29 protein-coding genes are annotated in these 22,616 nt (G+C 62.0%); 21 read left to right on the forward strand and 8 right to left on the reverse strand.

Translation table 11 applies throughout. The features are described from left to right. Positions 1 to 3: 3 nt before the first annotated feature. Positions 4 to 357 carry a hypothetical protein gene (locus AC1D08_RS28605; RefSeq protein WP_457154206.1) on the reverse strand — a complete coding sequence of 118 codons (354 nt, stop codon included), beginning with the start codon at positions 355 to 357 and terminating at the stop codon, positions 4 to 6. A 452-nt stretch (positions 358 to 809) separates the two neighbouring features. Between AC1D08_RS28605 and AC1D08_RS28610 the strand changes: the two genes are divergently transcribed. Further along, positions 810 to 1,043: a GcrA family cell cycle regulator gene (locus tag AC1D08_RS28610; RefSeq protein WP_457154207.1), complete on the forward strand. Its 234-nt coding sequence runs from the start codon at positions 810 to 812 to the stop codon at positions 1,041 to 1,043. A gap of 48 nt (positions 1,044 to 1,091) precedes the next feature. On the opposite strand, the gene AC1D08_RS28615 is transcribed toward AC1D08_RS28610, so the two are convergent. Continuing rightward, positions 1,092 to 1,460, reverse strand: a complete 369-nt coding sequence (locus AC1D08_RS28615) for a hypothetical protein (RefSeq protein WP_477424606.1) — start codon at positions 1,458 to 1,460, stop codon at positions 1,092 to 1,094. Here AC1D08_RS28615 and AC1D08_RS28620 point away from each other — a divergent pair. From AC1D08_RS28620 to AC1D08_RS28635, 4 genes are all read left to right on the forward strand, one after another. Beyond that, entirely contained in the window at positions 1,427 to 2,947 is a 1,521-nt protein-coding gene (locus AC1D08_RS28620; protein ID WP_477424608.1) for a winged helix-turn-helix domain-containing protein, read from the forward strand. The two genes, AC1D08_RS28615 and AC1D08_RS28620, sit on opposite strands and share 34 nt — an antisense overlap. A gap of 339 nt (positions 2,948 to 3,286) precedes the next feature. Next, on the forward strand, positions 3,287 to 3,544 hold the full coding sequence (locus AC1D08_RS28625; protein WP_457154209.1) for a PepSY domain-containing protein: 258 nt from the start codon (positions 3,287 to 3,289) through the stop codon (positions 3,542 to 3,544). A gap of 382 nt (positions 3,545 to 3,926) precedes the next feature. Further along, entirely contained in the window at positions 3,927 to 4,667 is a 741-nt protein-coding gene (locus AC1D08_RS28630; RefSeq protein WP_457152131.1) for a lysozyme inhibitor LprI family protein, read from the forward strand. A gap of 397 nt (positions 4,668 to 5,064) precedes the next feature. Continuing rightward, on the forward strand, positions 5,065 to 5,550 hold the full coding sequence (locus tag AC1D08_RS28635) for a hypothetical protein (RefSeq protein WP_167392387.1): 486 nt from the start codon (positions 5,065 to 5,067) through the stop codon (positions 5,548 to 5,550). A gap of 45 nt (positions 5,551 to 5,595) precedes the next feature. On the opposite strand, the gene AC1D08_RS28640 is transcribed toward AC1D08_RS28635, so the two are convergent. Both AC1D08_RS28640 and AC1D08_RS28645 read right to left on the reverse strand, forming a co-directional pair. Next, the gene (locus AC1D08_RS28640) at positions 5,596 to 7,473 is read right to left on the reverse strand and encodes a L,D-transpeptidase family protein (protein WP_457152132.1); all 1,878 of its coding nucleotides are present in this window, start codon (positions 7,471 to 7,473) and stop codon (positions 5,596 to 5,598) included. Between the two features lie 212 nt (positions 7,474 to 7,685). Next, positions 7,686 to 8,432 carry a 3-oxoacyl-ACP reductase family protein gene (locus AC1D08_RS28645; protein WP_457152133.1) on the reverse strand — a complete coding sequence of 249 codons (747 nt, stop codon included), beginning with the start codon at positions 8,430 to 8,432 and terminating at the stop codon, positions 7,686 to 7,688. Positions 8,433 to 8,531: 99 nt separating this feature from the next. On the opposite strand from AC1D08_RS28645, the gene AC1D08_RS28650 reads away from it, so the two are divergent. Both AC1D08_RS28650 and AC1D08_RS28655 read left to right on the forward strand, forming a co-directional pair. After that, the gene (locus tag AC1D08_RS28650) at positions 8,532 to 9,146 is read left to right on the forward strand and encodes a TetR/AcrR family transcriptional regulator (RefSeq protein ID WP_457152134.1); all 615 of its coding nucleotides are present in this window, start codon (positions 8,532 to 8,534) and stop codon (positions 9,144 to 9,146) included. Positions 9,147 to 9,204: 58 nt separating this feature from the next. Continuing rightward, positions 9,205 to 9,600, forward strand: coding sequence for a rhodanese-like domain-containing protein (locus AC1D08_RS28655; RefSeq protein WP_457152135.1), 396 nt, complete (start codon positions 9,205 to 9,207; stop codon positions 9,598 to 9,600). A gap of 13 nt (positions 9,601 to 9,613) precedes the next feature. Here AC1D08_RS28655 and AC1D08_RS28660 read toward each other — a convergent pair whose 3' ends face one another. Beyond that, positions 9,614 to 10,525 (reverse strand): alpha/beta hydrolase, encoded by a 912-nt coding sequence (locus AC1D08_RS28660; protein ID WP_457152136.1) that lies wholly within the window; start codon positions 10,523 to 10,525, stop codon positions 9,614 to 9,616. A 47-nt stretch (positions 10,526 to 10,572) separates the two neighbouring features. On the opposite strand from AC1D08_RS28660, the gene AC1D08_RS28665 reads away from it, so the two are divergent. Next, positions 10,573 to 11,025 (forward strand): MarR family winged helix-turn-helix transcriptional regulator, encoded by a 453-nt coding sequence (locus AC1D08_RS28665; RefSeq protein ID WP_378916515.1) that lies wholly within the window; start codon positions 10,573 to 10,575, stop codon positions 11,023 to 11,025. A gap of 132 nt (positions 11,026 to 11,157) precedes the next feature. On the opposite strand, the gene AC1D08_RS28670 is transcribed toward AC1D08_RS28665, so the two are convergent. Together AC1D08_RS28670 and AC1D08_RS28675 are read right to left on the reverse strand one after the other, a co-directional pair. After that, positions 11,158 to 11,769: a pyridoxamine 5'-phosphate oxidase family protein gene (locus tag AC1D08_RS28670; RefSeq protein ID WP_457152137.1), complete on the reverse strand. Its 612-nt coding sequence runs from the start codon at positions 11,767 to 11,769 to the stop codon at positions 11,158 to 11,160. 66 nt (positions 11,770 to 11,835) lie between these two features. Then, the gene (locus AC1D08_RS28675) at positions 11,836 to 12,189 is read right to left on the reverse strand and encodes a gamma-butyrobetaine hydroxylase family protein (RefSeq protein ID WP_095091538.1); all 354 of its coding nucleotides are present in this window, start codon (positions 12,187 to 12,189) and stop codon (positions 11,836 to 11,838) included. A gap of 199 nt (positions 12,190 to 12,388) precedes the next feature. Here AC1D08_RS28675 and moaA point away from each other — a divergent pair, with 199 nt between their 5' ends. From moaA to AC1D08_RS28740, 13 genes are all read left to right on the forward strand, one after another. Next, positions 12,389 to 13,384 carry a GTP 3',8-cyclase MoaA gene (moaA, locus tag AC1D08_RS28680; RefSeq protein WP_477396621.1) on the forward strand — a complete coding sequence of 332 codons (996 nt, stop codon included), beginning with the start codon at positions 12,389 to 12,391 and terminating at the stop codon, positions 13,382 to 13,384. A gap of 56 nt (positions 13,385 to 13,440) precedes the next feature. Continuing rightward, positions 13,441 to 13,914 (forward strand): hypothetical protein, encoded by a 474-nt coding sequence (locus AC1D08_RS28685; RefSeq protein ID WP_457152139.1) that lies wholly within the window; start codon positions 13,441 to 13,443, stop codon positions 13,912 to 13,914. 118 nt (positions 13,915 to 14,032) lie between these two features. Next, positions 14,033 to 14,392 carry a hypothetical protein gene (locus tag AC1D08_RS28690; RefSeq protein WP_095091535.1) on the forward strand — a complete coding sequence of 120 codons (360 nt, stop codon included), beginning with the start codon at positions 14,033 to 14,035 and terminating at the stop codon, positions 14,390 to 14,392. A 121-nt stretch (positions 14,393 to 14,513) separates the two neighbouring features. Beyond that, the gene (locus AC1D08_RS28695; RefSeq protein ID WP_457152140.1) at positions 14,514 to 15,434 is read left to right on the forward strand and encodes a DMT family transporter; all 921 of its coding nucleotides are present in this window, start codon (positions 14,514 to 14,516) and stop codon (positions 15,432 to 15,434) included. A 44-nt stretch (positions 15,435 to 15,478) separates the two neighbouring features. After that, positions 15,479 to 16,111 (forward strand): molybdenum cofactor guanylyltransferase MobA, encoded by a 633-nt coding sequence (gene mobA, locus AC1D08_RS28700; RefSeq protein WP_457152141.1) that lies wholly within the window; start codon positions 15,479 to 15,481, stop codon positions 16,109 to 16,111. After that, a complete protein-coding gene (gene mobB / locus AC1D08_RS28705) occupies positions 16,108 to 16,617 on the forward strand; it encodes a molybdopterin-guanine dinucleotide biosynthesis protein B (RefSeq protein ID WP_095091532.1) in 510 nt (169 codons plus the stop codon). The genes mobA and mobB overlap by 4 nt, the downstream gene beginning before the upstream one ends. A 157-nt stretch (positions 16,618 to 16,774) precedes the next feature. Next, entirely contained in the window at positions 16,775 to 17,560 is a 786-nt protein-coding gene (locus tag AC1D08_RS28710; RefSeq protein WP_095091531.1) for an ABC transporter substrate-binding protein, read from the forward strand. 75 nt (positions 17,561 to 17,635) lie between these two features. After that, the gene (locus AC1D08_RS28715) at positions 17,636 to 18,355 is read left to right on the forward strand and encodes an ABC transporter permease (protein ID WP_095091530.1); all 720 of its coding nucleotides are present in this window, start codon (positions 17,636 to 17,638) and stop codon (positions 18,353 to 18,355) included. Then, positions 18,352 to 19,221, forward strand: coding sequence for an ABC transporter permease (locus AC1D08_RS28720; protein ID WP_477424611.1), 870 nt, complete (start codon positions 18,352 to 18,354; stop codon positions 19,219 to 19,221). Before AC1D08_RS28715 ends, AC1D08_RS28720 begins: the two co-directional genes overlap by 4 nt. Positions 19,222 to 19,334: 113 nt before the next feature. Next, a complete protein-coding gene (locus AC1D08_RS28725) occupies positions 19,335 to 20,204 on the forward strand; it encodes an NAD(P)-dependent oxidoreductase (protein ID WP_477424613.1) in 870 nt (289 codons plus the stop codon). Positions 20,205 to 20,212: 8 nt separating this feature from the next. Next, positions 20,213 to 20,917 (forward strand): DNA alkylation repair protein, encoded by a 705-nt coding sequence (locus tag AC1D08_RS28730; protein ID WP_457153938.1) that lies wholly within the window; start codon positions 20,213 to 20,215, stop codon positions 20,915 to 20,917. Then, the gene (locus tag AC1D08_RS28735) at positions 20,877 to 21,458 is read left to right on the forward strand and encodes a GNAT family N-acetyltransferase (protein ID WP_457153939.1); all 582 of its coding nucleotides are present in this window, start codon (positions 20,877 to 20,879) and stop codon (positions 21,456 to 21,458) included. The genes AC1D08_RS28730 and AC1D08_RS28735 overlap by 41 nt, the downstream gene beginning before the upstream one ends. Positions 21,459 to 21,504: 46 nt before the next feature. Next, a complete protein-coding gene (locus AC1D08_RS28740) occupies positions 21,505 to 22,074 on the forward strand; it encodes a DUF3299 domain-containing protein (protein WP_477424616.1) in 570 nt (189 codons plus the stop codon). A 14-nt stretch (positions 22,075 to 22,088) separates the two neighbouring features. On the opposite strand, the gene AC1D08_RS28745 is transcribed toward AC1D08_RS28740, so the two are convergent. After that, a complete protein-coding gene (locus AC1D08_RS28745; protein ID WP_006205209.1) occupies positions 22,089 to 22,580 on the reverse strand; it encodes an Lrp/AsnC family transcriptional regulator in 492 nt (163 codons plus the stop codon). Between the last annotated feature and the right edge of the window lie 36 nt (positions 22,581 to 22,616).

Raw genomic sequence — 22,616 nt, forward strand, 5'->3', positions numbered from 1 at the left:
CGATCAGCGCTTCATCGAGTGCAGGATGGCCTGCATGTGCTCTTCCAGGTCGAGTTCGCCCCGAGCCTCAGCGGTCAACAGGTACTCGGCCTTAGCCCGTCGGTCGCCTCGGCTGATCGCAGGATAGGAGCAGATGGCCAGCAATGCGTCCTGTTCAATCCGGTCTGCCCTCTTGCGTTCGTGGCTGCTACTGCCCGCTTGATGAACAACCGTGTAAAGCCCGACATAGGTCGCTTCATGGGCTCCGATCAGCGCCCGCAATTCGGGTGAGGCGCCTTCCCCTTCAGCAAGCGTCGGTTCAACGACCGAGGCCACGGCGGCGAACGCGAGCAGTGTACGGCGGGTGACTTCGGGCATGCCTCATATCCCTGCTGTCTGATCATGCGGGCTCACTATAGCACCGGCGCAACGGTTCGGAGAGATGCTCTGGGACGCGACCATACTGTCTGCTGACAAAATGTTATTCGCACCCGCAGATCGCCCTCCCGGGGCTGGCCGGTTGAGGGCCCTTAAAAACCGAAAGCGCAGCGCGTTGAGCCCACAAGCCACCCCTCACCCCGCCTGCCGATTAACCCGGGGGCGACAACATCGCCCGCCGGGTGCCTTCGCGCTGTCAACCGCACCCCAGCGGTAAGTGTGGCCTTAAGTCGCAATAACTGGCTTCCGAAAGCAGGGCCTTGGGCTTCATTGATGCTGTGACCAACACCATATGGTGATCCACAGCCCTCCAAAACGAGAGAAGCTCGCCCTGACGCGGTCGCACTGCGGCCGTCAGCCGGAGATGGCCATGAACTAGGAACCTGAAAACCATGCCTGAAAATATCAGACCAACTTCGAGAGACGTCCCCCTCATCCAGCTCGGCGTCTATCAGTGCCGCTACCCGGTGAGCGAAGACGCGTCAGTACCTGGCGGTTACCGTTTTTGTGCTGGGCCAACTTCGCCGGATCGCGTCTATTGCGATCACCACCACAGCATCGTGACCGCCGTCGACCCTCGCCGAGCCCGTTCAGGTCTCCACCCCGCTCAACGACGCGCCGCGTAAGTTAAGCGGGCGGCCTCCCCCGACCGCAAGCGCGACAAGGGGAGAGATTCAGCAGAATTTCAGAAATCTTCCGGTACGCGGCCGTTCATAGGCTGCATTGTTCTGAAGAACGAACCGGATGAGGTCGAACATGTCGCTGAATGAGAACACGCGCCAAGCCGCCCGGCAGGAACTGCTGGAATTTGCGTCCAGCGTCATGGTTGGGTCCCCTTGTGCGCCCATGCCTGGAACAATGTTCGAAATGCTGGAGATCATCGCCGTGGAGAGGCGGATGACTTCCAGCCAAGGTGAAGACAGGTCAAATTCCTCTGATCCCTTGACGTCCGAGCCGATTGGGACCCCAATCAGGCTGCGTTTGGTCGAGCTGGTCAGATCGGCATTCGATGTCGCAAGGAAACGGTGGGCCCATACTGGCACTTGGCAGTTGCGAGCTTGATCTTGCCCGCGGGCTGCTTGTGCGCGATGGGAAACCCGTTGCTCTGCGCTGCAAGGCGTTTGATCTGTTAACTTACCTCAGCCGGAATGTCGGGCGTGTCGCGACCAAGTCTGAACTGATGTCAGCGGTATGGCCCGATGTGTTCGTGACCGAGGACTCACTGACGCAGGCGGTCAGGGAGTTGCGAAAGGCGCTGCAGGACGAAAGCCAAACCATTATCCGCACGGTTGCCAAACGCGGCTACGTCCTCTCTCTTCCCGATACGCCAAGACAAGAGCGCTCTGGACAGCCGAGTGTTGCGGTCCTGCGCTTCAGCAATGAAGGTGCGCCGGACGACTCCCCTTTGGTCGACGGTTTCGCCGAGGACATTGTCAATGCGTTGGCTCGCTTCGGAACGGTCGTTGTGCTGGCGCGCAATTCCGGATTTGCATTTGTCTCGGATTCCGCTTCCGATTGGCGTGCCGTTGGCGACCGCCTCGGCGCAACCTATCTGGTCCGCGGCAGGGCGACGACCCGCGCAGACGGCATGGGGGTCACCGTCAGTCTCATGACCGCTTCGACGGGTGAAGTCCTCTGGAGCGATACGTTTTCTGCTTCTGGCGGCCAGATCTTCGACATGCAGGAAGAAATCGCCAGCCGTGTGGTGAACCGGCTGGTCGCTCGGCTTGACGACGCGGGTATCAAGCAGGCAACTCCGAAGCCTCCCGATAGCCTGGCCGCATATGAGCTTGTCCTGCGTGGACTGGCCCGGCTGCGCGGTTATGGCGATGACGACAATCAGGCCGCGCGCGACCTCTTTCAGGCTGCGGTCGACAAGGACCCGACCTATGCTTTGGCGCACTCCTACACCGCGCTCGCCGATCTCATTATCGGTGGCTATGCCGAGGCATCCTCGGCGTTGCTTGCTTCATTGATCGACCGTGCGGAGTGTGCGGTGACGCTGGCGCCGGAAGAGCCACGCTGCCATCGCGTGCTTGCCCAGGCCTTGATCTCTGCCCGTCGGTTCGAAGCGGCCGAACATCACCTTCAACGCGCGTTCGACCTCAATCCATATGACGCCGATACGATTGCGCAAATGGGCTACTTGCTCACGATGAGAGGCAGGCCGCTTGAAGCACTCGCGGCGATTGACAGTGCGATACGGATCAACCCGATCCATCCTGATTGGTACCACTATGATCGCGCCATCGCCCAATACTCGGCGGGAGATTACAAGGCAGCGCTTGTCAGCATGTCCAAGGTCCCCCCGAGGACCCCCTGGCGACTGGCAAGGCTGGCGGGGTGTCACGCTCAACTCGGCGAACTGAAGGAAGCTCAGCGCATTATGGCAGAGGTCAAGCGGATGGCGCCTGATTACTCGCCACTTGAGTTTGCGCAAACCGGAATCGCCTTTGAACACGCGAGTGATGCTGAACACCTCATTGCCGGCGTCGCCAAGGCACTCGCAGCCTATGAGGACCAAGGCTAGGGCCGCCCAAGCGCGCCTGCTTCCTCAACATCGCAATCCAATGCAATAGACCGTGTAGCGTTCAGGTTCCAACGGTGGCTTTCTGCACGGGCATGCAAACGGCCGGGATGGAAAGCACTGACAGTGCAACCAAGACGACATGACGCGCGCGCATAGTGACCCCCAATGAACCGCCAACATAATATGGCCATGAATACTGAAGCGGCGCATCGTGTTTTTTTGGCGCATCGGTTTTTCTTCCGAAAGCTGCAAACGGTGAACTCAATCGCCACGCGCTTCAGCTGCGGAACAAACCGGCATGGCAGCGAGTTTCCGTCCGACGAGAACTTGAGGGAAAGCATGTCCAGATTTCTGCTGGCGACAAGCGTCGCCGTTCTTCTCGCCGGCGGGCCGGCCTTTGCCGCGGATGAGCCCCTGTTGCCGCCGCCCAACGCTAAGAAACTGTCGGAGATCCTCGCCAAGGTCGAGAAGCGCGACGGCTTTCGCTATGTCAAGGAAGTCGACTGGGACAGCGGCGCCTACGTCGTCACCTACTACACATCCGACAAGGCCAAGGTCGAAATCACCTACGATCCCGTGACCGCCGAGCCCAAATAGAGTGCGTCGGCACGCGCCTTGAATTTAGGTCTATTGGCCTTTCCTGGCGCTGGCGCCGCCCCTCACCTGCCTGCCGGCATCCTCTCCCCGTATAGTGACGGGGAGAGGGACGCCTTCATCGCCGATTTCGCCAATCACCAGCGTCACCAGAATGGCGCTGAGGTTGCGGCCAGCCCCTTCTCCCCGTCACTATACGGGGAGAAGTGCCCGGCAGGGCGATGAGGGGCGGCGCCGATTTCGGCGATGGTGGTCTTCGCCTCAAGTCGAAGGTCATTGGTCTGGGCGATTGCCCTGGCCTCGCCCAAAATTGTCCATTCTTGAGGTATGACATGCATGCCAGGGCGTGGGCCGCGCCTTGGGCAATCGTGGCTTGGGGGCAATCATGCGATCTTCCGTTCTAACCCGTCGTCTGGCCGTGCTGGCCATCATTCTGGCCGGCGGCATCCTTGGGGCCGTTCCGGCGCGGGCCGATGGGCCATCCTTCGACTGCGCCAAGGCAAGCCTGCCGGCGGAAAAGGCGATCTGCGCCGATCCGCAGCTGTCGGCCATCGACCTGTTGGTCGCCAAGGCGTTCAAGGATTTCGAGCCGGCGTTCGGCGGCGACAAGCGCAGGATCGCCCGAGGGCTGATTGCCGACCGCAATGCCTGCAAGAGCGACACCGCCTGCATCGTCAGCGCGCTGAACAACGCACTGCAAACCTATGGCGCCGCGCCGCCATGGGTGCAGGACTACAACATCGCGCTGATCGGCAAGAAGGCGCTGGAAGCCGCGGCGCGAAACCCGAAAGAGACCGATCAGCCGCTGCCCTCGGCAATCGGCCAATGCGCCTCCACCCATATCAAGACGCTGACCACGCGGCTTGGCGACGATCCGCTGGAAACGGCCAACCCGGATGGCGGCAGCGCCGCGACATTCACCAATGACGGCGGCGCCGTCTCCTACGATCGCGACCCTGGCCTGGCCGCCTCGAAGGTCGGCGACGCGGCCGTCATGTGCCTGATCTCGATTCCCAGGGACTGCCCCAAGCACGATGAGCGCGGCCGCGTCTACTACGGCATCGATCTCGCCATCAAGGCGTCGTGGGCGCTGCCGGACTCGGAGCATATGTGCGGCGGCGCCTGAATGCCGCTTCGTGTTCCGCGTGGCGCTGCCCCTCACCTGCCTGCCGGCATCCTCTCCCCGTATAGTGACGGGGAGAGGGGCGCTCTCATCGCCGGTTTCGCCCATCACCAGCGTTGCAAGACGAGCGCCGTCGTTGCGGTCAGCCCCTTCTCCCCGTCACTATACGGGGAGTTGAGGAGTGGTCCGCGTAGCGGACGAAAAAGCCAATTGCTTGGCTTTTCGAACGACGAACGCCCGGCAGGGCGATGAGGGGCGTCGCCGACCTCCGCAATTGGTGGTCTCCACCGCAAGTCGAGCTTGTCATTGGTCTGGAGCGACCACCTGCACCATCCTGCCCCTCCCCTTGCGTCAGTCTCGCTTTGATGGCTGACTGCGGCCCATAGGCGCCGCATGGGGGATGGGCATGGCGACGGCGAAGCACGTGCTGAAGCGCATTTTGATGATGTTGGCCGGCTACCTCGTATCGGTGCTGGTCGGCTTGATCGCTGTCGTGGCGATCTACGCCGCGCTCAGTTCCCTACCCAACGCGCCCGCCTATTTCGACGTCATGGGCGTCTCGCCGATCGCCGTCCTTGTGGTTCCGCCGCTCGGCATGTTCGTCTATTTCCTGACGATTGTCGTGACCGCACTGCAGACGCTCATCTTCGCGCTGATTGCCGAACTCTTCTCGTTGCGCAATTTCCTGCTGCACATGTTTTTTGGCGCCGCGGCCGCCGCCGGCGGGTTCTTCCTGATCTGGCCAAGTTCAGCGGAGGACATGGACCCCGAGCGCTGGGCCGACATCGGCATCATCGCCGCCGCCGGCCTTGTCGCCGGATTGGTCTATTGGCTGATCGCCGGACGCGACGCGGGTTTCAGGCGCCCGCTGTTCGAGCTCGGCTGAAACTGTTTCAGCCGACGCGCTCTAGAAGCCGAGAAAGGCCGTCGCTCAACTCGACGGCGAGCGCACCGCCTCGGTGGCGTCCAATGCCTGCTTGAGCCGAGTGTCGCGATCGTAGACGTCGCCGAAATATTCGACCTTGCCGGACATATCCGGCCAGGCGGTGAAATAGGCGACATAGACCGGGATCTTGCGCGTCACATCCTCGGTCGAATGGCCGTGCTTCAGCTTCTCGGCGATATCGTCGACCGAGGTGCCGAGCACGGCGGCCGCCATGCCGCGCGGATCCTGCAGGCGCACGCAGCCATGGCTGAGCGCGCGCATATCCTGCTGGAAGAACGATTTCTGCGGCGTGTCGTGCATGTAGATCGCGTGCTTGTTGGGGAACAGGATCTTCAGCTCGCCCAGCGCATTGGCCTCGCTCGGCTGCTGGCGCACGCTGTAGGGAATGTTGGCGCCATACGCGCCCCAGTCGACCGCCGACGAAGGGATGCGCTTGCCGCGCGAATCGGTGACCTCGTAGCCGGCCCGGTCGAGATAGCCGGGATCGCTGCGCAGCCGGGGCAGCATCTCGTTGACGATGATCGACTGCGGCACGCCCCAATAGGGATGGAAGTCGACCTGCTTGATCTGGTTGTAGAAGAAGGCGGTCTGGTTGGTGGTCCGGCCGACAACGACACGCGTCTTCAGCTTTTCCTCGCCATTGTCGATGTAGCTCGCGGTGAAGGCCGGCTGGTTGATGAAGACACGCGGGCTGCCGAGATCGGAAGGCAGCCAGCGCAGTTCCTCCAGCGCCACCTCAACCTTCAGCAACCTGTCGGCCTTGGACGTTCCGGCCAGCGTCGCGACGGTGCGCGGTCCGATGACGCCGTCGCCCTTCATGCCGGCTTTCTTCTGCACGGCTTCGATCACCGGAACCAGTTCCGGGACATAGACTTCGCTGGTGGCCAGCCTCGCCAGGGTCTCGCCATAGGCGCCACCCATCTCGTCATCGAGATTGCGGGCGATCAGGGTCAGCAGCTTCGGCAGTTCGGGACTGGTTTCGCCCGGCTTCAGCAACAGCTTGGGGTCGACGACGATCTCGTTCTCGGCGCTGGCCTGCAGGGCTTCCAGTTCGACGCGCAACGCCTGGTATTCCGCATTCTGAGGATGCCGAGATTCGAGATAGGTGCGCACTTCCTGGGTATGCGCCAGTGTTTTCAGCACGCCTTGCAAGTCGAGCGGCTTGGCCGGGAAATCATAGTAGCCGGTCATGCGGTTGGGCTCGACGCGGCCGCTCTGGGCATCATGGGCATACCGCAGCACGCGGGCCGAGAGCGCCATCTCGAAGCGGACGAGCTCTTTCAGCTGTGCATTGGCGTCGGCCGGCGAGGCGCTGGCGGCAGGCACGTTGACCATGTAGTCTGCCGGCTCGAGGCCGTAGCTCGATGCCTCGCCCAGCACCCGCACCGCATCCTGCGCGCGGCTGTTGAGGCCCGTGCCCGTCACCCAAATGAAATCCGGATTGGCCGAGTAGTAGGCGATCAGCGCCTTGGCGATATCGGGCTCGGCATAGAGTTCGTAGTCGCTCAAGCCGGCAATCGCGTCGTGGAACGCAGCCCCCGTGGCCGATGGCACGAAAGCGGCATCCTGCGGGGCCGCCGGCATTGGCGCCGCGGTCAGCGCCGAAAAGTCGATGCGCACCAGCCGATCGGCCTTGTAGGTGTAGTAGGACGGGCTGCTGATTTTTACGCCGCCGCCACCCGGCACTTTCGGCTTGTGCTTGGGCGGCGCGGGTGGAAACTCACCTTGCGGCTCGTGCCTGACGCCACCTCCGAAAAGCATGTCGAAGAGCCCTTGCGCGCCTGCCTGTGGCACACCGAAGGCCAGCGTTGCCGAGATCGCCACCAGCGGCATCACGGTTGCTTTGTTTCGGAGGAATTTCATGAATCACCCGCCCGGTTGTACCCGGTTCCCGTTCCGCACCGTTAAGACGATCTCGCTCACCGCATGGCGGATGTAAGGCGCGACTATACTGATTCATACTGATTTCGTTAAGCTTCCATAAATTTTGGAACGCTTGTTGCAGAACGGTTTCACAACATCGTGACGGCCGGAGCGAGGTGTCTTCGCTCCGGCCCGGGGAAATCCTCCGGGGATCAGGCGTTGGCGCCACCGTCGATGGTCAGCGCCGCGCCGGTGACGAATCGGCCTTCCGGTCCCGCGAGCCAGGCGACCATGCCGGCAATGTCTTCGGCTTTGCCAAAGCGCGGCGTTGCCATCTTCTGGCGCTGGTGTTCGGCGTGGGGGCCATCGGCCGGATTCATGTCGGTGTCGGTCGAACCGGGGTGGACGACATTGGCGGTGATGCCGCGCGGGCCGAGGTCGCGCGCCAAGGCCTTGGTCAGGCCGACCAGCGCCGCCTTGCTGGCCGAATAGGCGCCAAGACTGGTGTCGGTCACCCGCTCGGCAAGATTGCTGCCGATCGAGATGATCCTGCCGCCCTCTCCCATATGCACTGCCGCCGCCTTCGAGGCGATGAACGGCGCCCTGAGATTGATCGACATGGTCTCGTCGAAATCGGCGAGCGATAGGGTATCGATGGGTGCGGCACGCCAGATGCCGGCGCTGTTGACCAGGATGTCGAGCCGGCCGAACGCGGCCACGGCGTCTTCGACGGCCTTGTCTATGGCCGCTGCGTCGCGGTTGTCGGCCTTGATGGCGATGGCGTGGCCGCCCTTGGCCTCTATCTCGGCAACGACCGAGCGGGCCTGCTCCTCGCCATGCACATAGGTCAGCGCGACACTGGCGCCGTCGGCCGCAAGCCGTTGCGCGATCGCCGCACCGATGCCGCGACTGCCGCCGGTGACGAGCGCGGCCTTGCCGTTCAAGCTGCTGGATGACATCGATTTCTCCTTTTTGTAACGTTCGATACACAAATATCTGTCAGCCTTGCCCAGCCACGTCAACTGAATTATGTATCGATCAACACAGAAAAGAGCGTCATGCCTGAACGAGGCCGCCCCCGCACCTTCGATCGAACCGCAGCCTTGCGCCGGGCGATGGAGGTTTTTTGGGCTCGCGGTTACGAAGGCGCATCGATGAGCGAGCTGACCGCCGCCATGGGCATCAACTCGCCCAGCCTCTACGCCGCCTTCGGCAGCAAGGAGGCGCTGTTCCTCGAGGCGACCGATTTCTATTCGCGCACCGAGGGTGCCGACATCTGGATGGCGCTTGAGGAAGCGCCGACCGCGCGGCAGGCGATCGAACAATTTCTATGCCTGACGGCGAAAGCCTACGCGCAGACCGATCGCCCGCAGGGCTGCCTGATAACGCTCGGCGCTTTGCACCAGGACTCCAGCCGCGGCGCGATCTGCGACGATCTGCGCCGTCGGCGCGCCGAAAATCATTCCGCCCTGCGCACGCGTCTCGAACGCGGCGTTGCCGAAGGCGAACTGCCGGTCGGATTCGATTGCAGCGCTGCCGCCACCTTCTACGCCACGGTCCAGCACGGCATGTCGATCCAGGCCCGCGACGGCGCCTCGCATTCGGCGCTTCTGGCAACCGTGGCCGGCGCGATGGCGGCGTGGCAGACGATGGTCGGCACGGACAGAGCGTGACAAACGCCGGCCATTGTGCTGCAAATCCAGACAGCCAGCCGGTCGGGAGGACAAGCCTGTGAAAAAAGGGTATCGCGAACTGCTGGATGAGGCGAATGCCGAGATCGAGGTGGTGTCGCCGGAGGAAGCGGCCGGGCTGCTTGACGATGAAGACACCATCTTCGTCGACCTGCGCGATCCGCGCGAGGTCGAACGCGACGGCAAGATCCCCGGCGCCAAGCATGTCACCCGCGGCATGCTGGAATTCTGGATCGACCCCGATAGCCCCTATCACAAGCCGTTCTTCGCTTCGGGGAAGAGCTTCGTCTTCTTCTGCGCCGGCGGCTGGCGCTCGGCGCTGGCCACCAAGACGGCGCAGGACATGGGACTATCGCCGGTCAAGCACATCCTTGGCGGCTACACCGCCTGGAAGGCGGCCGGACTGCCGGTCGAGCCCGGCGGGAAGAAGAAATAGCCTCGATGGCCGTTCAGTGCAGCAGCGACGGCTCGCGATGCTCGCCGACGAAACCGACCGCGCGTCCGACCACGCCCTTGTCGGCAAGGATGCGGCGGTGGCCGAGGCCGTCAGCCCAGTAGAGCCGCACATGGCCGCCGGCACCGGCATAACGTGTTGCATGGTCGGCCGGAACTTCACGGTCGTCGGGTGCGTGGATGACCAGGGTCGGCACCGGCGCATCGGCGAGCTGGCGGTCGCCGGTGAATTCGTGCAGCGGCCGGCCGGAAAGATGTTCAACACGGTCCGCCATGGCGGCCTGCGAGCGAGGTCCGACATTGAGCATGCGGCTGAAGTCGGCGAAGATCGCCGGCAGGGAACTGGGCGCCGCGATCAGCACCAGGCGTCCGGCCACCAGCGGCGGGATGTTCTTGACCGAACCGGCGAGGGCATTGGCGGCGACGGCGCCACCGAAGGAATGGCCGACAACAGCCACGAATGGGCCGAACCATTGGCCGGCGACCCGAACCGCATCCACGGCATTGACCATGTTCAGCCGTCGGCCCTGCGACTGGCCGTGGCCAGGCAGGTCAAGCGAAACCACCCTGTAGCCGGCCGCGCGATAGCCTTCGATCAGCGCACGCATATATTCGGTGCGCGAACGCCAGCCATGCACGACAAGCACCGTGCCGGCGGCCGCCCTGCCCGGCTCCGGCCGGAATTCGTGCACCATGACGCAGCCGGTCGCGGTCTTCAGCCGATGATGGCGTGCCTCGGTCATGAACGCGGCCGCACGGTCGACGGCGCGGCGCTCGCCATCGCTGAGCATCTTCACATTCGGCGTGCGGCAGAACAGTTCGAAAGCCGCGCGTCCGGTCAGGCGCGGCGCAATACGCTCAGCCGCACCAAACACCCGCCGGATGACCTTCAGCCCGATTGATGCCATAGTGAGAATCCATCCATACGTTCAAGCATGAACATAATAGTTCAAAGATGAACAATAAACAAGAGTTACCTTGGGACAACCCGCGTTTTCGCAACTGGGTCGCAGTGGCGCGCGCCTGCCATGTGCTTGAACGCACGCTGGCGACGAAACTGGCGCCGCTCGACCTGAAGCCGGCGCAGCTCGACGTGCTGATGAACCTCTATCGCCACCCCGGCATGTCGCAGCACGACCTTGCCCGCAAGCTGCTCGTCGGCCGCTCCAACATCACCATGCTCCTGCCGCAGTTGGAGGCGCGTGGCCTGCTGCGCCGCGAAGGCGACGAGAAGGACAAGCGCATCCTGCGGCTTGCATTGACCGAAGCCGGCGAGGCGCTGCTGATGCAGGCGCTGAAAGTGCACATGGCGCTGATCGAGAAGGCGATGAGCCAGTCGACACCGGAACAATGCGACATGATCGGCGAGCAGATGCGCAAGATCTATGATGTGCTGAAAGACGCCTAGAGCCGGATGATTTCAGGTCGGATCGACCTGAAATCTGAATCCGCCTCTAAATCAAAGAGATAGAGCATGATGTCGTCCGAAAACCGCTTCACACTTTTCGGCATCATGCTCTAGCCCTTTCAGCCCCGAAACCTACCACATCGTCTTCTTCGCCCGCTCCGGCCATTCCTTGTCGTAGGTCTCGCCGTCGATGTTCCTGCGGCTGGTGATTTCCAGGATCTGTCCGGGCGTCGGCAGCGACTTCGGGTCGACATGCCTCGCCGGGTTCCACAGCTCGGAGCGGACAATGGCGCGGGCGCATTGGAAGTAGACCGTATCGATATCGACGACCGTGACCGAGCGCGCCGCCTTGCCGTCCACGGTGAACGACGCGCACAGCGCTGTATCCGTCGTGATATGGGCCCGACCGTTGATGCGCAGCGTCGTGCCGGAGCCCGGCACGAGAAACAAAAGACCGACGCGCGGGTCGCGGATGATGTTTTTCAGCGAATCGGCGCGGTTGTTGCCGCGACGGTCCGGCATCATCAGCGTTTTCGGATCAACGATGCGCACGAAACCGGCGAGATCGCCGCGCGGCGAACAGTCCAGGCCCTCTGGTCCGCTGGTTGCCAGCGCGACGAACGGCGAGGCCTCGATGAAGGCTGCGTATTCCGGAATGACGTGATCGAGTTCCTTGACCAACGAGGCTTCGCCAGGAACGCCATAGAGTGCCTCGATCTGCTCGACCGTGGTGATGACCGACATCTTCCTCGTCTCCAAACCTTTGCCGGCGCTACCCCACATCGACGACGTTTTGACGACAGCGACGGCCTAGCGATCCCGGCTCAAACCCTTTTCAGCAAGCTCGGCGAGATAGGCATTCCAGCGCTCGTCCTTTTCGTGGCCGAGCGTGTGCAGGTAATTCCAGGTGAAGATGCCGGTGTCGTGGAAATCATCGAAGGTGATGCGCACCGCGTAGTTGCCGACCGGCTCGATCTTCAGGATCGCCACATTGCGCTTGCCGGGGACCGTCACCCGCTGGTCCGGCGAATGGCCCTGCACTTCGGCCGATGGCGAAGCGACACGCAACAGCTCTGCCGGCAGTTCGAACGGCCGATGATCGGGAAAGGTGACCGACAGCAGTTTGCGGTCCTTCGAGACCCGGAGTTCCCTGGGTGCGGTCATGATGTTCGATCCCGTGGCAATCCACCCTTCCCTACGCTGCTTCGCCGGAAGGGAAAAGGCCGTTGAGGTGAGCCGACATGCGATGTCGGCCAGGGAATGTTACCAAAGATCGAGAAGCGGTATCTTGAATGGCAGGCCGGATCGTATCACATAGCGATATATAACGATGCCGCTCACGGCCACGGGAATTGCTTGAAGCATGGACATGATCGATCCTTTTGGGCGCACCATCAGCTATCTCAGGGTGTCGGTCACCGACCGCTGCGACTTCCGCTGCACCTATTGCATGGCCGAGGACATGGCCTTCCTGCCGAAGAAGGACCTGCTGTCGCTGGAAGAACTCGACCGGCTGTGCACGGTGTTCATCGAAAAAGGCGTCAGGAAATTGCGCCTAACCGGCGGCGAGCCGCTGGTTCGCAAGAACATCATGCACCTCGTGCGCCAGCTGTCGCGGCATCTCAAAAGCGGCGCGCTGGAAGAATTGACGCTGACCACCAACGGCTCGCAGCTGTCGCGCTTCGCCGCCGAGCTCGCCGATTGCGGCGTCAAGCGCATCAACGTCTCGCTCGACACGCTCGATGCCGACAAGTTCCACAAGATCACCCGCTGGGGCCATCTCGACAAGGTCATGCAAGGCATCGATGCAGCACTTGCGGCCGGGCTGAAGGTCAAGCTCAACGCGGTGGCGCTGCGCGATTTCAACGACGCCGAACTGCCCGACATGATGCGTTGGGCGCATGGCCGCGGCATGGACCTGACGGTCATCGAAACCATGCCGATGGGCGAGATCGATGCCGACCGCACCGACCAGTACCTGCCGCTGTCGCTGCTGCGCGCGTCGTTGGAACGCCAGTTCACGCTGGCCGACATTCCCTTCAAGACCGGCGGCCCGGCCCGCTACGTGCATGTCGCCGAGACCGGCGGACGGCTCGGCTTCATCACGCCGATGACGCATAACTTCTGCGAAAGCTGCAACCGCGTCCGGCTGACCTGCACCGGCACGCTCTATATGTGCCTCGGCCAGGAGGATGCCGCCGACCTGCGCGCGCCCTTGCGCGCGTCCGAAGGCAATGAGCTGGTCGCCGAGGCCATCGACGAAGCGATCGGCCGCAAGCCGAAGGGCCATGACTTCATCATCGACCGCCGGACCAGCCGCCCCTCCGTTTCGCGGCACATGAGCGTCACCGGCGGCTGATCTTTTCGCGAAATTCATGCAGGATCGCCTCCGGGTCATTGGCTTCGAGGCGGGATATGCTGAGTCGTTCCTCATTTCTGGCGGTTATCGCAACAATTGCAGCGACAAACGCCATTGCCGCGCCATTCACTTACACCAATGAGCGCTTCGGCACCGTCTGCACCTTTCCCAACGACATCTTCACCGACCGCCAGCCCGAGCCGGAAAATGGCGACGGACAGGAATGGCTGAGTGCCGACGGCGCTAGCCTGATCTGCTCGGGGATCCTCAACGTCGACGACGACACGCCCAAGGGGTTCGTCTCGGCTGAGAAAGCCAGTAATGAACCCGGCTACAAGGTCACCTACAGCAAGGCCGGCAAGGACTGGGTGGCGCTGTCGGGCTTGAAGGATGGAAAGATCTTTTACGAGCGACGTCTGTTCGGCCGGGATGGCGTCATCCGAACGGTCTGGATCGATTACCCGCCGGCCCTGAGATCGAAATACGATCCGCTGGTCGGCGCCATCGCCGGCAGCCTCAAGGGACCATGAGCATTTTCGGCCACACCGTGGACAAATCTCCGCACGCGAATGTTCGCCTGATTTACCGGTGGCGTTTTCCCGCTTAGCCTCCGTCTCGTAGCGGTCTTTCGCTCCGGGGGAATACACCATGCGCAAACTTCTTCTTTCGTTCGCATTGCTTGGCCTCGCCACCTTGCCCGCTGCGGCCCAGTCGATCGGCGGCACGTATACGGTCGCCGGCACCAATTTCGACGGCTCGGCCTATGGTGGCGAAGCCACCATCACGCTGACCAGCGGGACGACCTGCGCGATCCATTGGGAGACGGGCGGCTCGTCCTCGGACGGTATCTGCATGCGCAACGACGACGCCTTCTCGGCTGGCTATGTGATGGGCAAGGACATCGGCCTTGTCGTCTACAAGGTCGAGGATGACGGGTCGCTGCACGGCCTGTGGACGATCGCCGGCAAGGAAGGCAACGGCACCGAAATTCTGACGCCGAAGAAATAAGGTCCGCCGCCATGGCAGGCGATATGCTGGGCACCGGACAATCCTGTGGCCCAGCCCTTTGCTGTTGCTGTTTCATGCCCGACTGCTACAGGCTTCATGCAAAGCAGAGCCGGTAGTCATCTTGCCCCTTTCTCCAAACCTTCGCGGCGCGTTGTTCATGGTTGTGGCGATGGCCGGCTTCACCCTCAACGACGCCATCACCAAATACTCGTCGCAATCGATGAACATGGCGCAAGTCATGCTGATCAGGGGAGCGTTTGCCACCCTGTTCGTCGGCTCGCTTGCCTGGCAGCGCGGTGCCCTCGTTCGGCTGCGCTCGATGCTCGAGCCAATGGTGGCGCTGCGCGTCCTCGGCGAAGCCGGCGGCACGGTGACGTTCCTGATCGCGCTCGCCCATTTGCCTATCGCCAGTGTCTCGGCGGTCCTCCAGGCGTTGCCGCTGGCGGTGACGATGGGCGCGGCACTGGTCTTCAACGAGGGCGTCGGTTGGCGGCGCTGGCTGGCCATCGCCATCGGATTTGCCGGCGTGCTGGTCATCGTGCGGCCAGGTTTCGAGGGGTTCAGCGTCTACTCGCTGGTGGCGCTGGCCTGCGTTGCCTGTTGTGCGGTACGCGATCTTGCCACCAAGCGGATTCCCAAGGCCATTCCGACGCTGCTGGTGTCGACCGCCACCGCGTTTGCCATGACAATCCTGGGAGCCGCGTTGCTTTCACCGATGGGGGGCTGGACGCCGATGACGGGAAACAGCACAGCCTTGTTGGCGCTCGCCGCGGTGCTGGTGCTCATCGGCTACCAGTTCATCATCATGGCGATGCGGGCGGGCGACATCTCCTTCATCGCGCCGTTCCGCTACACGGCCCTGATCTGGTCGATCCTGCTTGGCCTGTTCGTCTTCGCCGACATTCCTGACCTGCCGATGATCGTCGGCGCCACGATCATCATCGGCTCCGGCCTCTATGCGCTCTACCGCGAGCGGGTCGTCGGCCGGCGCAAGATCGTCGCCGAAAGCACCGGGCCAAGCATGGTCCCGGATGGAATCTAGCCGGCTCTTGTGATTTCCGACGGCTGGCGTACAGGCTCGGTGGCATGAAGCGAGATGTTGCAGGGATCATTCTGGCCGGCGGCCAATCAAGACGAATGGGCGGTGGCGACAAGAGCCTGTTGCCGCTTGGTAGCGGTCGCGTGCTTGACCAGGTCGTGTCGCGCCTTGGCCCGCAGGTCGCCCCCCTGGCGCTCAGCGCCAACGGCGACGCCACACGCTTCTCACGCTACGAGCTGCCAGTGCTTGCCGACACTGTGACCAGTTTTGCCGGACCGCTTGCCGGAATCCTGACCGGCCTCGAATGGGCCGCCGCCAACACGGCTTGCAAGGCTGTCGTCACCGCTGCCGGCGACACGCCCTTCCTGCCGCTGGATCTTGTCGAACGACTGGCGACAGCCACCGATCAGCGTCCTGGTTCGATTGCCGTTGCTTGCTCGGCCGGCAAGCGCCATCCGACCTTCGCGCTGTGGCCGACGGACTGTCGCGACGCCTTGCGGCACTTTCTGGTCGATGAGGATATCAGGCGGGTTTCGGCCTTCATCGACCGGCATGGATTTGTCGAGGTGGAATTCCCGGTTCCGCAATCCGCAGGCCAACCGGTCGACCCCTTCTTCAACATCAATGTGCCCGATGATCTTGTTCAGGCTGAACGTTTGTTGCGGAGCATGAAATCATGAACAGACGCGTCTTCGGCATCACCGGCTGGAAGAATTCCGGTAAGACGACGTTGACCGAAAGGCTGGTCACCGAACTTGTCCGGCGCGGCTGGAAGGTGTCGACGGTGAAACACGCCCATCATGACTTCGACATCGACAAGCCGGGCGCCGACAGCTTCCGCCACCGGCAGGCTGGCGCCACCGAAGTCGCGATCGTGTCAGGAAACCGTTGGGCGCTGATGCACGAACTGCGCGGTGAGAATGAGCCGACGCTGGAGGCGATCCTGTCTCGGCTCGCACCGTGCGATCTGGTGCTGGTCGAAGGCTACAAGCGCGAAGCCCACCGCAAGATCGAAACCCGACGGCTGGAAGCGAAGGACCGCACACCGCTATCGGCAACGGATCCCAACATCGTCGCTGTCGCCGCCGATTTTGCGGCCGAAGGCGAGCTCTTGCCGGTGTTCGATCTCGACGATGTGAAATCAATAGCCGACTTCATCGAGCGGGACATTGGGCTCGTTGCTTGAGAGCTAACGCTGCGGCAGAATAGCCTTGCCCATTTTTGCGGTTTTGCAGTTGCTTTTTTCTTGGAAAGAGTGGGAGTATCGCGCCAGCGGGCGGTCAAAAGCACCGCCCCACAGAGCCGTTTGGAACGACGGCCGGGACCATAAAGAGAGGACTATCATGCGTATTGCACTGCGTATCGCGCTTGCCGCATCGGCTGCGCTGCTGACGCTCGGCGTAGCCCAGGCCCAGGAAAAGACCCTGAGGATCGGCACCGAAGGCGCCTACCCACCCTTCAACAACCTCACCGCCGATGGCCAGCTCGTCGGTTTCGACATCGACATCGCCAAGGCGCTTTGTGACCAGATGAAGGTCAAGTGCACCTTCGTCGCCCAGGATTGGGACGGCATCATCCCCGCTCTCCAGGCCGGCAAGTTCGACGCCATCGTCGCCTCGATGTCGATCACGCCGGAGCGCAAGGAGAAGGTCGACTTCACCAACAAATATTACAACACGCCGTCGGCCCTGGCCGTGCCTAAAGACAGCACCCTGAAAGGCGTGACCAAGGCAGATCTCGCTGGCAAGACCATTGGTGTCGCCACCACGACCACGCATTTCAACTATGCCTCGAAGACTTACACTGACAGCACCGTCAAGGGCTATCCGAGCAGCCCCGAGGAGCAGGCAGATCTTGCCAATGGTCGCCTGGACGCCATCGAGGACGATATTGTTGTGCTTCAGCAGTGGCTGGATTCGCCTGATGGCGCATGCTGCAAGATTCTCGGCCAGCCTTCGCCGCAACCGGTCGACATCTTCGGACCGGGCGCCGGCATTGCCGTACGCAAGGGCGAGACCGATCTCGTCAACAAGTTCAATGCGGCCATCGAAGCCATTCGCGCCAATGGAAAGTACAAGGAAATCAACGACAAGTACTTCAAGTTCGACGTCTTCGGCGCCGAATCCTGATAATATGACAGAGGCGGCGGGGGTCTCCCGCCGCCTCTAGGTCTTCTGTGATCGCCGTGGAGACAAGACCAGTCAATGCCAGCCCAGAGCTTATGGACACTTCTTAGTTGGGGACCCGATGGCTGGCTTGATGATATCGCTTATGGCGCCCTGGTTACCGTCGCGCTCGCACTCGCCACGCTGCCGATCGGGCTGACGATCGGCTTTTTCATTGCATACGCCAAACAGTCCGAAGAACCCTCGCTGCGCCTCGCCGCCAACATCTACACCACGGTCTTCCGCGGCCTGCCGGAACTGGTGACGCTTTTCCTGTTTTTCTTCGGCGTGCCAATTCTGCTGCAGCATCTCATCCGATATTTCCGGCCCGACGCGACCATCGACGTCAACGGCTTCGTCGCCGGCATGATCGTGCTTTCCCTGATCTTCTCGTCCTATGCCAGCGAAGTTTTCCTGTCGGCATTCCGCGCCATACCGAAAGGCCAGTATGAGGGCGGCTATGCCATCGGCCTTTCCAACTGGCTGACCATGCGCAAGGTGATCTTGCCGCAGCTGCTTCGTATCGCGTTTCCCGGTCTCGAAAACTGCTGGCTTAGTCTGCTCAAGGATACATCGCTGGTGTCGGTCGTCGGACTCGCCGAGACGCTGCGCAACGCGGGTGTGGCGGCTCGCGTCACCAAGCACTCGTTCCTGTTTTACAGCGTAGCGGCCCTGGTCTTTCTCGGCCTGGCCATCGTTTCGTCCTTCGCCACCAGCGCCATCCTGCGCTCGCTCGGCCGGCGGGAGGCACAACGATGAGCGCCACAGCCACCATGGTCGAACGGCCACCGCCACGGGCGCGGGGCTGGCCGCGTCCCCGCATCGCCGGCTATGCGCTCGTCGGCCTATGGATAGCCTTCGGCCTGGGTATTGTTGCCTATCTCGTCCTTGCCTGGAATCCGGCCTTCTTTGCCAAGTATGCGCCGGCCTATCTGAGCGGGCTTGGGGTCACCCTGTGGCTGGTCGCCATAGCGATGGTGCTTGGGGCAATACTGTCGCTCCCTGTCGCCTACGGCCGTATGTCCAGGAACCGGATCTTGTCCGGCCTCGCCTATTGCTATGTCTACTTTTTCCGTGGCACGCCGCTGCTGGTCCAGACGTTTCTGGTCTATTACGGCGTCGGCTCTTTCCGGCCGCAACTCAGCGAATTCGGCATCTACCTTCCCGTCTTTAGCGATGGGCTGTCCGTCGCCCGATTCACGCTTTGGGATTTTTTCAAGGATGCATTCAACTGCGGCGTCTTTGCCTTTGCGCTCAACACCGCCGCGTACCAGGCCGAAATCCTGCGTGGCGCCATCGAGAGCGTGCACAGGGGCCAGTGGGAAGGCGCTGCTTCCCTGGGCCTGCACAAACTGCAGACCTTGCGCAAGATCATCCTGCCGCAGGCCTTGATTGTTGCCTTGCGGCCTTACGGCAACGAACTCATCTTGATGATCAAGGCTTCGGCCATCGTCGCCATCATCACCGTCTACGACCTGATGGGCAACGCAAAGCTCGCCTTCGCCAACTCCTTCGACATTCAGGCCTATATCTGGGTCGCCGTCGTCTACCTCGTCATGGTCGAGATATTGCGTCATGGCATTGAATGGATCGAACGCCGGATCACCATTCACCTGAAACGCTGACTGGTTCCATATACTGCCTGCACCAGTCGATGAGCCCACAGGCGTCTTGACGAAATGAGCGCAGAGCCTAGAGCTTTTGCAGCAAATTTCGTTTCCGTCTGAAGGATAAGATCATGGCATCTGTGGCATTTCTCGGTCTTGGCGTGATGGGTTATCCGATGGCCGGGCACCTCAGGAACAAGGGTGGCCATGACGTCACCGTCTACAACCGCACCAAGGCCAAGGCCGAGCAATGGGTTGGCCAGCATGGCGGCAGCCTCGCGCTAACGCCGGCGGAGGCGGCCGAGGGCAAGGATTTCGTCTTCTCCTGCGTCGGCAATGATGACGATCTGCGTTCGGTGACGACAGGTCCCGAAGGTGCCTTCAAATCGATGAAGAAAGGCTCGGTCTTCATAGACAACACAACGGCCTCGGCCGAGGTCGCGCGCGAACTGGCGGCGACCGCGCAGGCCGGTGGCTTTTCGTTTCTCGATGCGCCGGTCTCCGGCGGCCAGGCAGGCGCCGAGAATGGCGTGCTAACGGTCATGGTCGGCGGCGAGCAGGAAGCTTTCGACAGGGCCAGGCCCGTCATCGATGCCTATGCCCGCATGGTCGGCTTGATGGGATCGGCTGGTGCTGGCCAGCTCACCAAGATGATCAACCAGATCACCATCGCCGGCCTCGTGCAGGGTCTGGCCGAAGGCATCCATTTCGGCAAGAAGGCTGGGCTCGACATCGAGAAGGTGATCGAGGTGATTTCCAAGGGTGCGGCCGGTTCCTGGCAGATGGAGAACCGGCACAAGACGATGAATGCCGGCAAATATGATTTCGGCTTCGCCGTCGACTGGATGCGCAAGGATCTTGGCATCTGCCTGACCGAGGCCGACCGCAACGGAGCCAAACTGCCGGTGACAGCACTTGTCGACCAGTTCTACAAGGATGTGCAGGCGATGGGCGGCAAGCGTTGGGATACATCCTCGCTGCTGGCGCGCCTGGAAAAATAAGGTTCGCGATGACCGAGCTTTCGCCCCAATCCAGTGCCGACGAAATCGTCGCGCATCTGCGCTCGATCGGCTCGGAGGAAAATCGCCTTGGCATGCTGCGCTACGGCATCAAGATCGAACGTGCGCTCGGCATCTCGCACGGCGTGCAGCGGCAGATTGCCAGGAAAATCAAACGCAACCATGAGCGCGCTTTCGCGCTGTGGCAGACAGGGATCATGGAGGCGCAGTTCATTGCGTCCGTCACGGCCGACCCGAAGCGGTTTTCGGCCGACGATGCAAGGCAATGGGCGTCGAGTTTCGACTCCTGGGATATCGTCGATGGCGTCTCGGACCTTTTCGTCGACACTGACGCCTGGAAAGAACTGATCGGCGAGTTCGCGGCCGACGAACGGGAGTTCGTTCGACGCACGGCTTTTGCCATGATGGCCTGGTCCGTCGTCCACCGGAAGAAAGAGCCGGAAGCGACCTTTCTCGCCTTCCTGCCAATCATCGAAGCGCATGCCACCGACGGCCGCAACTTCGTGAAAAAGGGGATCAACTGGGCCCTTCGTTCGATCGGCAAGCGATCAATGGAAATGCACGGTGCTGCATTTGCTGTCGCCGAAAGGCTCGCGCAATCGACGGACAAGACGGCGCGCTGGATCGGCAAGGATGCTGTGAAGGAACTATCGGATGCCAGGACGCTCGAGCGCCTCGCCGCCAGGAAAGCCTGACGGACCTGAAATCCGCTTTACGGAAGTGACGCGCTCGACGCGCGCCGATTTCGAAAACCTGTTCGAACAGCCGGGCGCACCGAAATATTGCTGGTGCATGGCTTGGCGCTATCTGCCCAGCCGCGAGCAAGTCGAGGGCGACGAGAAAAAGCGGGCCATGATGGCGCTTGTCGACGCCGGCACGCCGGTCGGCATCCTCGCCCTCATTGACGGCAAGAGCGTCGGTTGGTGCTCGGTCGCGCCACGCCAGACCTATCGCAGGTTGTCACGCCAACAGGACGACAGCCAGACCGATATTTGGTCGATCGTTTGTTTCTACGTGCCAAGGGCTTTGCGCGGAAGTGGCCTGGCATCCGCGCTGCTCGACGCGGCCATCGATCACGCCTTCGCCAAGGGGGCCCGAACGATCGAGGCTTATCCGGTCGATCAGGCATCGCCGAGCTACAGCTTCATGGGCTTTCGCGACATGTTTGCGGCTCGCGGGTTCCACGAGATCGGCATGGCCGGTTCTCGCAGACATGTGATGCGGCTCGAGCGTTGACGCCATTGGCAGCGGCGTCTCTACTCGGGTCCAAAGGAAGCGGCCAATGAGCAACGATATCGGATCATCCATAGCGCTCGCGGCGTTGTTTGTGTGCGTGGCCGCCGCCAGCGCTTCGGCCGAGACCACACACATATTCTGGAAGGATCTGCGCCCGGCGACGCAGACCGCAGCCGAAAACGTCGGGCTGACGATGATCGCGGCAAAATTGCCCGACCATGGCGAGACGCTGTCCCTGAATCTGCAGGACAAGACTATCCAGTTGGCAGGCTATGCATTGCCCGTCGATCGCGACGGAGACCTTGTCTATCAGTTCCTGCTGGTGCCGTGGACGGGCGCCTGCAGCCACATGCCGACGCCGCCGCCCAACCAGATCGTGCTGGTCACGCTGGCCCACCCCTACAAGATGTCGGAGGCCTATCAGCCGGTTGCCGTCACCGGCGCGCTGAAGCCGGCTATGGAGAAAAGCCAGCTGTTCATTCTCGATGGCGTCAGCGTCATCCAGTCCGGTTACACCGTGCGCAAGGCCGATGTGGTGAGCGTCGACAGCGTGCCAGACACGATCACGCTGCCGGTGAACTCACCCTGGAGCTTCCTCAACAAGAAAAAGAACTGAGAAGTCCGGTCAGCTCAAGCGGCGTTGGCGCCAGATTCCTTGTCCAGCACCATGTAATCCAGTGGGATCTCGGTCGTGTATTTGATCTGCTCCATGGCGAACGACGACGACACGTCGCGGATCTCGATCTTGGCGATCAGCCGTTTGTAGAAGGCATCGTAGGCGGCGATGTCGGGCACCACGACGCGCAGGAGATAGTCGACATCGCCGCTCATGCGGTAGAACTCGACCACTTCGGGAAATTCCTGGATGACCTCGGAAAACCGCCGCAGCCATTCATGGCTGTGCGAATTGGTGCGGATCGACACGAAGACGGTGACCCGCACATTGACCTTTTCATGGTCGAGGATGGCGACGCGCCGCTTGATGACGCCCTCTTCCTCAAGCTTCTGGATGCGCCGCCAGCAAGGTGTCGTCGACAGCCCGACTTTCTTGGCAACGTCGGCGACCGCGAGTGTCGCGTCCTCCTGCAAGAGGCGGAGAATTTTTCTATCGAGGCGGTCCATCTTTTTCTCTCCGGGGGAATAGATTGGCTATATTCC

It is taken from the genome of Mesorhizobium sp. P2_E6 (genome assembly GCF_056403835.1).

What these genes read in the sequence shown, in the direction of transcription:
- AC1D08_RS28670 (WP_457152137.1), bottom strand. Translation starts at nt 11,769, where the DNA reads ATGTCGGTCATCACCACGGTCGAGCAGATCGAGGCACTCTATGGCGTT.
- AC1D08_RS28630 (WP_457152131.1), top strand. Translation starts at nt 3,927, where the DNA reads ATGCGATCTTCCGTTCTAACCCGTCGTCTGGCCGTGCTGGCCATCATT.
- AC1D08_RS28635 (WP_167392387.1), top strand. Translation starts at nt 5,065, where the DNA reads ATGGGCATGGCGACGGCGAAGCACGTGCTGAAGCGCATTTTGATGATG.
- AC1D08_RS28720 (WP_477424611.1), top strand. Translation starts at nt 18,352, where the DNA reads ATGAGCGCCACAGCCACCATGGTCGAACGGCCACCGCCACGGGCGCGG.
- AC1D08_RS28685 (WP_457152139.1), top strand. Translation starts at nt 13,441, where the DNA reads ATGCTGAGTCGTTCCTCATTTCTGGCGGTTATCGCAACAATTGCAGCG.
- AC1D08_RS28625 (WP_457154209.1), top strand. Translation starts at nt 3,287, where the DNA reads ATGTCCAGATTTCTGCTGGCGACAAGCGTCGCCGTTCTTCTCGCCGGC.
- AC1D08_RS28735 (WP_457153939.1), top strand. Translation starts at nt 20,877, where the DNA reads ATGCCAGGACGCTCGAGCGCCTCGCCGCCAGGAAAGCCTGACGGACCT.
- AC1D08_RS28715 (WP_095091530.1), top strand. Translation starts at nt 17,636, where the DNA reads ATGCCAGCCCAGAGCTTATGGACACTTCTTAGTTGGGGACCCGATGGC.
- AC1D08_RS28665 (WP_378916515.1), top strand. Translation starts at nt 10,573, where the DNA reads ATGAACAATAAACAAGAGTTACCTTGGGACAACCCGCGTTTTCGCAAC.
- AC1D08_RS28650 (WP_457152134.1), top strand. Translation starts at nt 8,532, where the DNA reads ATGCCTGAACGAGGCCGCCCCCGCACCTTCGATCGAACCGCAGCCTTG.
- AC1D08_RS28645 (WP_457152133.1), bottom strand. Translation starts at nt 8,432, where the DNA reads ATGTCATCCAGCAGCTTGAACGGCAAGGCCGCGCTCGTCACCGGCGGC.
- AC1D08_RS28690 (WP_095091535.1), top strand. Translation starts at nt 14,033, where the DNA reads ATGCGCAAACTTCTTCTTTCGTTCGCATTGCTTGGCCTCGCCACCTTG.
- AC1D08_RS28730 (WP_457153938.1), top strand. Translation starts at nt 20,213, where the DNA reads ATGACCGAGCTTTCGCCCCAATCCAGTGCCGACGAAATCGTCGCGCAT.
- AC1D08_RS28640 (WP_457152132.1), bottom strand. Translation starts at nt 7,473, where the DNA reads ATGAAATTCCTCCGAAACAAAGCAACCGTGATGCCGCTGGTGGCGATC.
- moaA (WP_477396621.1), top strand. Translation starts at nt 12,389, where the DNA reads ATGGACATGATCGATCCTTTTGGGCGCACCATCAGCTATCTCAGGGTG.
- AC1D08_RS28605 (WP_457154206.1), bottom strand. Translation starts at nt 357, where the DNA reads ATGCCCGAAGTCACCCGCCGTACACTGCTCGCGTTCGCCGCCGTGGCC.
- AC1D08_RS28710 (WP_095091531.1), top strand. Translation starts at nt 16,775, where the DNA reads ATGCGTATTGCACTGCGTATCGCGCTTGCCGCATCGGCTGCGCTGCTG.
- AC1D08_RS28725 (WP_477424613.1), top strand. Translation starts at nt 19,335, where the DNA reads ATGGCATCTGTGGCATTTCTCGGTCTTGGCGTGATGGGTTATCCGATG.
- mobB (WP_095091532.1), top strand. Translation starts at nt 16,108, where the DNA reads ATGAACAGACGCGTCTTCGGCATCACCGGCTGGAAGAATTCCGGTAAG.
- AC1D08_RS28610 (WP_457154207.1), top strand. Translation starts at nt 810, where the DNA reads ATGCCTGAAAATATCAGACCAACTTCGAGAGACGTCCCCCTCATCCAG.
- mobA (WP_457152141.1), top strand. Translation starts at nt 15,479, where the DNA reads ATGAAGCGAGATGTTGCAGGGATCATTCTGGCCGGCGGCCAATCAAGA.
- AC1D08_RS28745 (WP_006205209.1), bottom strand. Translation starts at nt 22,580, where the DNA reads ATGGACCGCCTCGATAGAAAAATTCTCCGCCTCTTGCAGGAGGACGCG.
- AC1D08_RS28740 (WP_477424616.1), top strand. Translation starts at nt 21,505, where the DNA reads ATGAGCAACGATATCGGATCATCCATAGCGCTCGCGGCGTTGTTTGTG.
- AC1D08_RS28660 (WP_457152136.1), bottom strand. Translation starts at nt 10,525, where the DNA reads ATGGCATCAATCGGGCTGAAGGTCATCCGGCGGGTGTTTGGTGCGGCT.
- AC1D08_RS28675 (WP_095091538.1), bottom strand. Translation starts at nt 12,189, where the DNA reads ATGACCGCACCCAGGGAACTCCGGGTCTCGAAGGACCGCAAACTGCTG.
- AC1D08_RS28620 (WP_477424608.1), top strand. Translation starts at nt 1,427, where the DNA reads ATGTCGCAAGGAAACGGTGGGCCCATACTGGCACTTGGCAGTTGCGAG.